Consider the following 11,295-nt stretch of genomic DNA (forward strand, 5'->3'; position numbering starts at 1 on the left):
CGTTGCCGGCCGGCAACGGTGCGGGCTGGGGGTTCTGGTTCGGTCCCGTCTGGATTCCGCTGTAGGCCGGTAACCGGTCAACCGGCCAGGTGGGCGACGGCGTCCCGCATGCGCTCCGCCGCCGCCCGCACGGCGCCGACGCCGGGGCCGGCCCGCAGCACCTCCCGCGACACCGCGGGCAGCAGCGTCCCCGCCGCGGCCCCGCCGAGGCCACGCAGCGCGTCGGGTCGGCCACCCTGGGCGCCAACCCCGGGCAGGAGCACCGGTCCCCCAAGTTCGGCGAGATCCGGGACTTCGGCCAAGGTGGCGCCCACCACGACGCCGACGGAGCCCTGACCCGTTCCGCGGTTCTCGGCGCTCACGTCGTCGACGATCGACTGGGCGACCGTGCGACCGTCGACCACGGCGCGCTGCACGCTTGCCCCCTCGGGGTTGGACGTCGCCGCGAGCACGAACACGCCGCGGTCGTGACTTGCGGCGACGTCCAACAGCGGTCGCAGGGACTCGAATCCCAGATAGGGCGAGGCCGTGACGGCGTCGCACGCCAGCGGCGAGTCCCCCGCCCACGCCGCGGCATAGGCCGCCATCGTCGAACCGATGTCACCCCGCTTGGCGTCGGCGAGTACCAGGACGCCGGCGTCGCGAAGCTCGGCGATCACCGTCTCCAGCACCGAATAACCCGCGGCTCCGTAGCTCTCGAAGAACGCCACCTGCGGCTTGACGATGGCGAAGCCCTCATAGGCCCGGACGCACACGTCGCAGAACGCCGTGAGGCCCTCGACGTCCACCGGCAGACCCCAGGCCTGCAGCAACTCCGGATGCGGATCGATACCCAGACACAGCGGGCCGCGGTCCGCCATGGCCGAGGCCAGCCTGGCCCCGAAGCCGGTCACTTCGCAGATCCACCCAGCTGACTGTGCAACTCCTGCAACGACATCACGCCGATGTCTCCGCGGATGCCTGCCTCGATGCCCTGCACCGCCGCCGATGCGCCCTGAACCGTCGTCACACACGGAATGTTCATGGCCACGGCGGCCGACCGGATCTCGTAACCGTCGACGCGGGGGCCGGAGTTTCCGTACGGCGTGTTGATCACCATGTCGACCTCGCCGGCCCTGATGGCCTCGACGGCTGACGTCGCCGGCCGGTCTGGGCTCGGCGCCTCGAAGTGCTTGCGCACCGTGTCACATGGAATGCCGTTGCGGCGCAACATCTCCGCCGTACCCTCGGTGGCCAGCACCCGGAACCCGAGATCGGCCAACCTCTTGACGGGGAACACCAGCGACCGCTTGTCGCGATTGGCCACCGAGACGAAGACCGTGCCCGCCGCTGGCAGCGAACCGTAGGCCGCGGTCTGGCTCTTCGCGAAGGCCGTGCCGAAGTCCCGGTCGATGCCCATGACCTCGCCCGTCGACTTCATCTCCGGCCCCAGCAACGAATCCACCTGCGAGCCGTCGGCCTTGCGGAACCGGTTGAACGGCAGCACCGCCTCCTTGACCGCGATCGGCGCATTGGGAGCAACGTCGGCACCGTCACCGGCCGCCGCAAGCATGCCCTCCTCGCGCAGCTGCGCAATGTTGGCGCCCAACATGATTCGCGCGCACGCCTTGGCCAGCGGCACCGCCGTGGCCTTGGAGACGAACGGGACGGTGCGACTGGCCCGCGGGTTGGCCTCCAGCACGTAGAGCACGTCGTCCTTGAGCGCGTACTGCACGTTCAGCAGACCGACGACGCCGATGCCGTGTGCGATCGCCTCCGTCGCATGCCGGACGGCCGCGATGTCCTGCTTGCCGAGGGTGACCGGCGGTAGCGCGCATGCCGAGTCGCCGGAGTGGATGCCCGCTTCCTCGATGTGCTCCATCACGCCACCGATGTACACCTCGGCGCCGTCGCACAGCGCGTCGACGTCGATCTCGATGGCGTCTTCGAGGAAGCGGTCGACCATGACGGGGTGCTCGGGCGAGAGTTGCGTGGCGCGAGTGATGTACCCCCGCAGCGTCTCGTCGTCGTAGACGATCTCCATGCCGCGACCACCGAGAACGTAGGACGGACGTACCAAAACGGGATAGCCGATGTCGGCGGCGATCCGTCGCGCCTGCTCGAAGCTGGTCGCCATGCCGAACCGCGGTGCGGGCAGCCCCGCGTTCTTCAGCACCTCACCGAACTCGCCGCGATCCTCGGCGAGGTCGATCGCCTTCGGGCTGGTGCCGACGATCGGCACGCCCGCGTCGGCGAGCCGCTGCGCAAGGCCCAGCGGCGTCTGCCCACCCAGTTGGACGATGACCCCGACGACGCCGGGACCGCCCTCCCCAGAAGCGGATTCGGCGTGGTAGACCTCGAGCACGTCCTCGAACGTCAACGGCTCGAAGTACAACCTGTCGGCGGTGTCGTAGTCGGTCGACACCGTCTCGGGGTTGCAGTTCACCATGACGGTCTCGAAGCCGACCTCGCTGAGCGTGGTCGCCGCGTGCACGCAGCTGTAGTCGAACTCGATGCCTTGGCCGATCCGGTTGGGCCCCGAGCCGAGGATCAGCACCTTGGGCTTGTCGACCTGCGGCGCCACCTCCGTCTCGGCCGCCGGATCGATCTCGTAGCTGCTGTAGTGATACGGCGTCCTGGCCTCGAACTCCGCCGCGCAGGTGTCCACCGTCTTGTAGACGGGATGAACTCCCAGTCGCCGCCGCAGCGTACGCACGCCGTCCTCGCCGGCCAGTTCGGGCCGAAGAGCCGCGATCTGACGGTCCGAAAGACCGTTGTGCTTGGCGGTGCGCAGCAGCTCCTCGTCGAGGACGGGCGCGGCACGCAGCTCAGCCGAGAGGCCAACCAGTCCGGCGATCTGGTCGACGAACCACGGGTCGACGCCGGAGGCCTTCGCGACCTCCTCGACCGATGCCCCCTGCCGCAGCGCCTGTTCGATGTCGTACAGGCGGCCGTCGGTGGGCGTCCTGAGCCGCGTCAGCAGCTCCTCGACCGAGAGTTCGGGGTCGGTTCCGGTCCAGAATCCCCCACGGCCCGGGGTCTCCAGTGACCGCATCACCTTGCCGAGCGCCTCGATGAAGTTGCGGCCCAACGACATTGCCTCACCAACCGACTTCATGGTCGTCGTCAGGGTCGGGTCGGCGCCGGGGAACTTCTCGAAGGCGAACCGAGGGGCCTTGACGACGACGTAGTCGAGCGTCGGCTCGAAGCACGCCGGCGTCTCCTTGGTGATGTCGTTGACGATCTCGTCGAGGGTGTAGCCGATGGCCAGCTTCGCGGCGATCTTGGCGATCGGGAAGCCGGTGGCCTTCGACGCCAGTGCGCTAGACCGGGAGACGCGGGGATTCATCTCGATGACGACGAGCCGCCCGTCGGTGGGGTCGACGGCGAACTGGATGTTGCAGCCGCCGGTGTCGACGCCGACCTCGCGCAGGATCGCGATGCCGAGGTCGCGCATCTTCTGGTACTCGCGGTCGGTCAGCGTCATCGCCGGCGCCACGGTCACCGAGTCACCGGTGTGGACGCCCATCGGGTCGAAGTTCTCGATCGAGCAGACGACCACCACGTTGTCGCGGTGGTCCCGCATCAGTTCGAGTTCGTATTCCTTCCACCCGAAGATGGATTCCTCGATCAGCACGTTGGCGCTCGGCGAGGCGGCCAGCCCGTCACCGGCCATCCGGTCGACGTCCTCGGCGCTGTAGGCCATGCCGGAGCCGAGGCCACCCATCGTGAACGACGGCCGCACCACCACGGGCAACCCGAGTTCGGCGACCGTCTCGCGGACCTCGTCCATGGTGAAGCACACCCGCGACTTCGCCGACTCGCCGCCGACCTTGGCGACGATGTCCTTGAACTTCTGCCGGTCCTCGCCGCGCTGGATGGCCTCGAAGTCCGCGCCGATCATCTCGACGCCGTACTTCTCGAGGACACCGCCCTCCCACAGGGCGACGGCGGTGTTCAGCGCGGTCTGGCCGCCCAACGTCGCCAGAACCGCGTCGATCTTGTTGCCGCGCTCGGCCTGCTGGGCGAAGATCTTCTCGACGAAGGCCGCGGTGATGGGCTCGACGTAGGTGTTGTCGGCGTACTCGGGGTCGGTCATGATCGTGGCCGGGTTCGAGTTGACCAGGCTGACCTGCAGCCCCTCGGCCCGCAGCACGCGGCACGCCTGGGTGCCGGAGTAGTCGAATTCGCAGGCTTGTCCGATAACGATCGGTCCGGAACCGATGACGAGGACGTGGTTGAGATCTGGGCGACGCGGCATTTAGCGACCCTCCCCTGCCATCATCTCGACGAATTGGTCGAACAGGTACTCGGCATCGTGCGGTCCTGCCGCCGACTCGGGGTGGTATTGCACCGAGAACGCCCTTCCGTCAATGAGTTTGATGCCCTCGACGACTCCGTCGTTGGCGCAGGTATGGCTGACGATGGCGCGGCCGAACTGAGTGTCGAACTCCTCGCCGGCCTCGCCTTCGAGCGCGAACCCGTGGTTTTGTGCGGTAATGGCGACCCGGCCCGTGACGTGGTCGATCACGGGGACGTTGATCCCGCGGTGGCCGAAGGCCATCTTGTACGTCGAGCGGCCAAGCGCGCGGCCGAGGATCTGGTTGCCGAAGCAGATGCCGAACAGCGGAATCCCGGCCTCGATCACCTGGCGCGTCACCTCGACCACGTGGTCGGCGGTCGCCGGGTCGCCGGGTCCGTTGGACAGGAACACCCCGTCAGGCCGGAGTGCGGCGAGGTCGTCGAACGTGGTGCTCGACGGGACGACGTGGGTCGTGATGCCGCGCTGGGCGAAGTTGCGCGGCGTGTTGGTCTTGATGCCGAGGTCGAGTGCGGCGACCGTGAAGCGTTGTTCCCCAACCGAATCCACCACGTAGGTCGAATCGGTGCTGACCTCGCCGGCGAGATCCGCGCCGAGCATCGACGGTTGGCTGCGCACCCTGGCCAGCAGTTCTTCGGTGTCGGCCAGCGCGTCCCCGGAGAAGACGCCCGCCTTCATCGATCCCGCCGTGCGCAGGTGGCGGACGACGGCGCGGGTGTCGATTCCGGCGATCCCGACGACGCCCTGACGGATCAGTTCGTCGTCGAGCGTTCCGGTGGCGCGCCAGTTCGAGGACCGCGGCGAGGGGTCTCGCACGGCGTAGCCGGCGACCCAAATCTTGTCGCCGCGGCTCTCGCCGTCCTCACCGTTCCAGCCGGTGTTGCCAATCTGTGGTGCCGTGGCGACGACGATCTGCCCGTGATAGCTCGGGTCGGTGAGAGTCTCCTGGTAACCGGACATTCCGGTGGAGAACACCGCCTCGCCCAAGGTCTGCCCGACCGCGCCGAACGTGGTGCCGACGAACACCCTTCCGTCGTCGAGAACCAATACGGCCTTGTTCTTCACCGTCATTCGACCCCTCCAGTCCAATTCGCGAGTTCGCGGCGGTCGTCGCCGCGGAACCCGGTGTCGATCTCGGTGCCCGACGGCAGCCTCCAGCGGATCGCGAGGATGCCGTCGTGCGTCAATGCCTTGCCCGCGATTCCCCGCTCGGTGCGGATCGCGGTAATCGATTCCTCGGGAATCCAGATCGGTCCGGTGCCGCTGCGCTGCAACATGATTCCCTCGGGATAGCGGGTCAGGACCGCCTTGCTGCGGAAACCCAGGTCGCCGACGGCGATCCGGTCCTGCCAGCTAGGCGCGATCGTGCTGCCGACGTAGAGCCCCTTGGTGGCCGGGATGATCGCCGACCCCACGGTGTCGGGCAGGGGCGGCAGCGCCCCGATCAGCTCGACCTGCCGCTGGGCACGATGCAACCACCCGCGGAGCATCTGCCGGATGGCGAGCGCGATGAACACGGCCAGCAGCGCGGCGATGATCAGCAACGCGATCAGCGTCGGGGTGTTCATGCGGGACTCTGCCCGTCCCGCGCGGTGACCTTGCCGCGCAACATCGTCAGCGTCACCGTGGCGGGCAGTTCCATCGCTTCGAACGGCGTGTTGTCCGACCGGCTGGCCAGCTCGGCGCCGGTCACCGTCCACGTCGCTTCGGGGTCGACGACCACCAGGTTGGCGGGCTCGCCCACCTCAAGCGGCCTGCCCTGGTCCGGCAGTCCGACGATGGCTGCCGGCGCCTCACTCATCACGCGCGCGACGTCCCGCCACGTCATCAGACCCGACCGCACCATGGTCTCGACGACGACCGAAAGCGCGGTTTGCAGCCCAAGCATTCCGGGTCGGGCGACGGCGAACTCGCACATCTTCTCGTGTTCGGCATGTGGTGCGTGGTCGGTTGCCACGCAGTCGATGACGCCATCGGCCAGCGCCTGGCGCAGCGCCACCGCGTCACTGGCCTCGCGCAGCGGCGGCGTGACCCGGTTGCGGCCGTCGTAGGACTCGAGCAGCGCGTCGTCGAGCAGCAGATGGTGCGGCGTCACCTCGGCGGTGATCGAAATGCCTTGCTCCTTGGCCCATCTCACCAACTCGACCGTGCCGGCGGTGGAGGCGTGGCAGATGTGCACGCGGGCTCCGGCGTCCCTGGCCAGGATGGCGTCACGCGCGACGATCGACTCCTCGGCCGAACGTGGCCAGCCGGTCAACCCGAGCCGGGCCGCGTTTGGCCCCTCGTGGGCGACGGCGTCGACCGTCAGCCGCGGCTCTTCGGCGTGCTGGGCAATGAGTACGCCGATGCCGCTGGCGTACTCCAGCGCCCGCCGCATCACCAGGGGGTCGTCCACGCAGAGACCGTCGTCGGAGAACATCCGGACCTTGCCGACACCGGCGGCCATCAGGCCCATCTCGGTGAGTTGCGTGCCCTTCAGGCCGACGGTGACCGCTCCGACCGGATGCACGTCGACCAGGCCGACCTCCTGGCCGCGGTGCCACACGTGGTCGGTGACGACGGCGCTGTCGGCCACGGGGTCGGTGTTGGCCATCGCGAAGACCGCCGTGAAGCCACCGAGAGCGGCTGCGGCCGAACCGGTTTCGATGTCCTCGGCGTACTCGCGCCCCGGCTCGCGGAGATGGGTGTGCAGGTCGACGAAGCCGGGCAGCAGGATCTTGCCGTCGCACTCGACCACGTCGGCACCCTCTGGCGCGTTCAGCCCCTGGCCGATCGCGGCGATCTGACCGTCGTCGACCAGCACGTCGACTGGGTCGCCCTCGCCGTAGAGAAGGACCGACCGCAAGAGGATCGTCATGAATTCACCCCTTCCGGTTCAGAACCTGCGCCGACGAGCAGATGGAACAGCACAGCCATCCGAACGTGGACTCCATTGGAAACCTGTTGCAGCACCGCTGATTGCGAGGAGTCGGCGACCGACGACGCGATCTCCATCCCCCGCAGCATCGGTCCGGGATGCAGAACGACCGCGTGCTCGGGCAGCCGTGCGGACCGCTTCTCGGACAGTCCGTAGAGCACCGAGTACTCCCTCGCCGACGGGAAGAAGCCGCCCTTCATCCGCTCCGCCTGGACGCGCAGCATGAGTACCGCATCGGCGGCAGGCAGCTCGGCGTCCAAGTCGTGCGAGACCGTCACGGGCCACGTCGAGACACCCGTCGGCAGCAACGTCGGCGGTGCGACGAGAACCACCTCGGCGCCGAGGGTCGCCAGCAGTCGCACGTTCGACCGCGCGACCCGACTGTGGAGCACGTCGCCGACGATCACGACGCGCTTGCCCTCGACCGAACCCAGTCGCTGACGAATCGTCAACGCGTCCAGCAGTGCCTGCGTGGGGTGTTCGTGTGTACCGTCACCGGCGTTGATGATCGACGGCCCAGAGTCCTCGGGCTCGGCCGTCCACTCCGCAAGCCGTTGGGCCGCACCGGAAGCCGGGTGTCTGATGATGAGCGCGTCGGCGCCCGCAGCGCGCAGCGTCAGCGCGGTGTCACGCAACGACTCACCCTTGGCCACCGACGATCCCGATGAGCTGACGTTGATGACGTCGGCGCTCATCCACTTGCCTGCAACCTCGAACGACACCCGGGTTCGCGTCGAGTTCTCGTAGAACATCGTGATCACGGTGCGCCCGCGCAGCGTCGGCAGCTTCTTGACCTCACGGCCGAGCAGCGCCTTGCTGAACCGGTCGGCGTCGTCGAGGATCGCGGTCGCCTGGTCGCGGCTCAGGTCGGCCGCCGAGAGCAGGTGCTTCATCGGGCAGGCCCTCCGTGTGGTGCGATCGAGACCCCGTCGACTCCCCCGTCGTTCTCGGCGAGACGCACCTTCACGTTCTCGCTTCGCGACGTTGGCACGTTCTTGCCCGCGTAGTCGGCGCGTAGCGGCAACTCGCGGTGACCGCGGTCGACGAGCACCGCCAACTGAACCGCCCTCGGCCTCCCGACGTCGCGGAGTGCGTCCAAGGCGGCGCGGATCGAGCGTCCCGTGTAGAGCACGTCGTCGACGAGGATGACGAGAGCGCCGTCGATTCCCCCATCGGGGATCGACGTGTCCTCCAGCGGCCGCGGCGGCTTGCCGGCGAGGTCGTCGCGGTAGAGGGTGATGTCGAGCGCGCCGCGCGGCACCGTGACGCCGGAGAACTCGTGGATCTTCTCGGCGAGGCGGGACGCCAGCGTGACACCGCGCGTCGGAATGCCGAGGAGGATCACGCGAGGCGCGTCGGCGCCGTCGAGCGCGGTCTTTTCGATGATTTGGTGCGCAATGCGCGAAACGGTCCGGCTCACGTCCGCGGCGGACATCAATTCCCGGTCGGGGCTGGCAGAAACCATGACTGACCCAGGACCTCCTTCTCCGCCTCTCGGGACGGATCGTTAAAGGACGTCGAACTTCCGCGGCAGCTTAACACCCGACGGGAGCCCTCAGCCCGGCTGGCTAGGCTGGCCAGGTGAATCTCGACGGCAATCAGGCATCCATCCGCGAGGCAGTCGACGCAGGCCTGTTGGCGGGTGCGGTCACGATGGTGTGGCAGGCGGGCAAGGTCCTGCAGGTCAACGAACTCGGCCACCGCGACGTCCACGCCGGGTTGCCGATGCAGCGCGACACCATCTTCCGGATCGCGTCGATGAGCAAGCCGGTGACGGTGGCCGCGGCCATGTCGATGGTCGAGGAGCGGACGTTTGCGTTGACCGACCCGGTGGCGCCGTGGCTTCCGGAGCTGGCCGACGTGCGGGTGATGACCAACCCGGCGGGCCCGCTCGAGGCGACGGTTCCGCTGCAGCGACCGATCACGTTCGACGATCTGATGACGCACCGCAGCGGGTTGGCCTACGCGTTCTCGGTGGGGCCGCCACTGTCCCGCGCTTACGGCAAGCTGATGTTCCGCCAAGATCAGGACCGATGGCTGGCCGAGCTTGCGAAGCTGCCGCTGGCCCACCAGCCCGGCGAGCGCCTGACCTACAGCCATTCCACCGACGTGCTGGGGATCGCCTTGTCGCGGATCGCAGGCAAGCCGCTGGCCGACGTGCTGGAGGACCGGGTTCTGGGCCCACTTGGCATGTCCGACACCGGCTTCAAGGTCAGCCTCGAAGGCCGCCGGCGCGCGGCCACCATGTATCAGCTCGACGACACGGGCACTCTGCGCGATGACGTGATGGGGCCGGCGCCGGTGACGCTGCCGACGTTCTGCACCGGTGGCGCCGGGCTCTGGTCCACGGCCGACGACTACCTCGCCTTCGCCCGCATGCTGCTCGGCGGCGGCGTCGTGGACGGCGTCCGGGTGCTGTCGGAGGAGTCGGTGCGGTCGATGCGCTCCGATCGGCTGACCGACCAGCAGAAGTCGTATCCCTTTCTCGGGATGCCCTTTTGGCGTGGTCGCGGCTTCGGGCTGAATCTGTCGGTGGTCACCGACGCCGCGCAGTCGCGGCAGCTGTACGGCCCTGGCGGGCTCGGCACGTTCAGTTGGCCCGGTGCGTATGGCACGTGGTGGCAGGCCGACCCGTCGGCGGACCTGATCATGCTGTACCTGATCCAGAACCTGCCCGATCTGAGTTCAGAGGCCGCCGCCGCCGCGGTGGCGGGCAACACGTCGCTGGCGAAGCTGCAGGCTGCTCAGCCGAGGTTCGTCCGCCGCACCTACCAGGCGTTGGAGTCCTAACTCAGGCCGACGCGCGCAGCGTCGCGCCCTCGGCGCGGACGACGGTGTCGATCCGGCCGAACTTCGCGGTCACGCGTGCGGTGACACCGCTCCACTGACGTGGGTCGTCGACGTCGGCGGCGATGACCATCACCCGGTCGGCGGAGTGACCGTGCAGCACCTCGACGGCGTCGCAGACATGTCGGGCCACCACGGCAACGCGGCGTCCGTCGGCCAATTCGCGCCGGGCCAACCGACGGCCGGCGTCGGTGCCGCCGTCCAACACGATGACGACAGTGCTTGCGAGCGAATCTCTTTCGCGGATCATGACGTCAGTCAACGCCTGCCGCCTTGGTGCCCGATGTGGGTTGGCTAGGCGAAGCCTCAGAACCTCGGGGTCACCACGGCACGACGGCGTTCTGATAGTCGAGGAACTGCAGGCCACCCTCACCAGCGTGGGCGACGATGGCGTCGACGACGCCGGGAATGCTGTCATCCACGGTCAGCGTGGCGCCGTCGCCGCCCAGCTCGGTCCGCACGTGGCCGGGATTGATCAGCAGAAGCGTGCGCGGATCGTCGACGTGCCGAGCCGCGTAGCTGCGGAACAGCTGGTTGAGGGCGGATTTGCTGGCGCGATACACCTCGTGCCCGCCCCGGGTGTTCTGCGAGATGCTGCCTTGCCGCGACGACATGACGCCGATCGTGCCCGACTCGGGTACCAGGTCCTCGAGGGTCTCGACGACGCGCAGCGGGCTGAGGGCGTTGGTGACCATGACCTCGACGAAGCTGTCGGTGCTCACCTCGGCAACGGGAAGATTGTCGTGGGCGATCCCGGCGTTGACGAACAGCAGGTCGAGGTGCCGGCCGGCCAACCGGTCGCGCAGCGCGGCGATCTGTTCGGGCACCGTAATGTCGAGGATCTCGACCTCGAGGCGGCCGTGCCCGTCGACGTCATGTAGCCCGGTCCGGCTCTCCCCGCGAACGGTGGCGATCACCCGCCAGTCACGCCGCAGGAACTCGGCCACCATGGCGAGCCCGAGACCCTTCGACGCTCCGACGATGAGGGCAGTGGGGTGTTCGTGGTCGGTCATGTTGATGTCAGCAACTGACAGCCGCGGTTTCATTCCATTGCCGGCGTCATCCGCACCGCTCGATCACCACGTCGACATCGACTTAGCAGGTGGCACTGACATTTTCAGGCCTTGGCACCACGCTCATGCACAGTTGGGGATTCATCCCCAGATTGGGGTCTACGGCGAGAATTTTGGCGTCGCCTTCGGCCGCCGGGAGTAAATTCGAATGCATGTTC

Annotated in this window: 10 protein-coding genes; 1 reads left to right on the forward strand and 9 read right to left on the reverse strand. The window is 68.1% G+C overall.

All coding sequences use genetic code 11. The features are described 5' to 3' along the window. Positions 1–77 precede the first annotated feature (77 nt). Genes pyrF through pyrR form a run of 7 tightly spaced genes read right to left on the reverse strand, consistent with a single transcriptional unit; the run spans position 78 to position 8,682 of the window. On the reverse strand, positions 78–893 hold the full coding sequence (gene pyrF / locus B1790_RS33900; RefSeq protein ID WP_079927638.1) for an orotidine-5'-phosphate decarboxylase: 816 nt from the start codon (positions 891–893) through the stop codon (positions 78–80). Next, positions 890–4,240: a carbamoyl-phosphate synthase large subunit gene (gene carB, locus B1790_RS33905; RefSeq protein ID WP_079927639.1), complete on the reverse strand. Its 3,351-nt coding sequence runs from the start codon at positions 4,238–4,240 to the stop codon at positions 890–892. The genes pyrF and carB overlap by 4 nt, the downstream gene beginning before the upstream one ends. Then, on the reverse strand, positions 4,241–5,371 hold the full coding sequence (carA, locus tag B1790_RS33910) for a glutamine-hydrolyzing carbamoyl-phosphate synthase small subunit (RefSeq protein ID WP_079927640.1): 1,131 nt from the start codon (positions 5,369–5,371) through the stop codon (positions 4,241–4,243). Continuing rightward, positions 5,368–5,868 carry a transporter gene (locus B1790_RS33915; RefSeq protein ID WP_079927641.1) on the reverse strand — a complete coding sequence of 167 codons (501 nt, stop codon included), beginning with the start codon at positions 5,866–5,868 and terminating at the stop codon, positions 5,368–5,370. The genes carA and B1790_RS33915 overlap by 4 nt, the downstream gene beginning before the upstream one ends. Then, the gene (locus B1790_RS33920) at positions 5,865–7,157 is read right to left on the reverse strand and encodes a dihydroorotase (protein ID WP_079927642.1); all 1,293 of its coding nucleotides are present in this window, start codon (positions 7,155–7,157) and stop codon (positions 5,865–5,867) included. The genes B1790_RS33915 and B1790_RS33920 overlap by 4 nt, the downstream gene beginning before the upstream one ends. Beyond that, entirely contained in the window at positions 7,154–8,110 is a 957-nt protein-coding gene (locus B1790_RS33925) for an aspartate carbamoyltransferase catalytic subunit (protein ID WP_079927643.1), read from the reverse strand. Before B1790_RS33925 ends, B1790_RS33920 begins: the two co-directional genes overlap by 4 nt. Beyond that, positions 8,107–8,682 carry a bifunctional pyr operon transcriptional regulator/uracil phosphoribosyltransferase PyrR gene (pyrR, locus tag B1790_RS33930; RefSeq protein WP_079927644.1) on the reverse strand — a complete coding sequence of 192 codons (576 nt, stop codon included), beginning with the start codon at positions 8,680–8,682 and terminating at the stop codon, positions 8,107–8,109. Before pyrR ends, B1790_RS33925 begins: the two co-directional genes overlap by 4 nt. A gap of 116 nt (positions 8,683–8,798) precedes the next feature. Between pyrR and B1790_RS33935 the strand changes: the two genes are divergently transcribed. Beyond that, positions 8,799–10,007: a serine hydrolase gene (locus B1790_RS33935; RefSeq protein ID WP_079927645.1), complete on the forward strand. Its 1,209-nt coding sequence runs from the start codon at positions 8,799–8,801 to the stop codon at positions 10,005–10,007. A 1-nt stretch (position 10,008) separates the two neighbouring features. Here the strand turns inward: B1790_RS33935 and B1790_RS33940 are convergent, their stop codons facing one another. Continuing rightward, positions 10,009–10,326: an SDR family NAD(P)-dependent oxidoreductase gene (locus tag B1790_RS33940; RefSeq protein WP_158083923.1), complete on the reverse strand. Its 318-nt coding sequence runs from the start codon at positions 10,324–10,326 to the stop codon at positions 10,009–10,011. Between the two features lie 58 nt (positions 10,327–10,384). Then, positions 10,385–11,077: an SDR family NAD(P)-dependent oxidoreductase gene (locus tag B1790_RS33945; RefSeq protein ID WP_079927647.1), complete on the reverse strand. Its 693-nt coding sequence runs from the start codon at positions 11,075–11,077 to the stop codon at positions 10,385–10,387. Positions 11,078–11,295: the final 218 nt, after the last annotated feature.

The organism is Mycobacterium sp. AT1, from assembly GCF_002043095.1.
Taxonomy (GTDB): Bacteria; Actinomycetota; Actinomycetes; order Mycobacteriales; family Mycobacteriaceae; genus Mycobacterium.

Coding starts and splice junctions, on each gene's coding strand:
- B1790_RS33925 (WP_079927643.1), bottom strand. CDS start 8,110: ATGAAGCACCTGCTCTCGGCGGCCGACCTGAGCCGCGACCAGGCGACC.
- B1790_RS33945 (WP_079927647.1), bottom strand. CDS start 11,077: ATGACCGACCACGAACACCCCACTGCCCTCATCGTCGGAGCGTCGAAG.
- B1790_RS33915 (WP_079927641.1), bottom strand. CDS start 5,868: ATGAACACCCCGACGCTGATCGCGTTGCTGATCATCGCCGCGCTGCTG.
- B1790_RS33920 (WP_079927642.1), bottom strand. CDS start 7,157: ATGACGATCCTCTTGCGGTCGGTCCTTCTCTACGGCGAGGGCGACCCA.
- carA (WP_079927640.1), bottom strand. CDS start 5,371: ATGACGGTGAAGAACAAGGCCGTATTGGTTCTCGACGACGGAAGGGTG.
- carB (WP_079927639.1), bottom strand. CDS start 4,240: ATGCCGCGTCGCCCAGATCTCAACCACGTCCTCGTCATCGGTTCCGGA.
- pyrR (WP_079927644.1), bottom strand. CDS start 8,682: ATGGTTTCTGCCAGCCCCGACCGGGAATTGATGTCCGCCGCGGACGTG.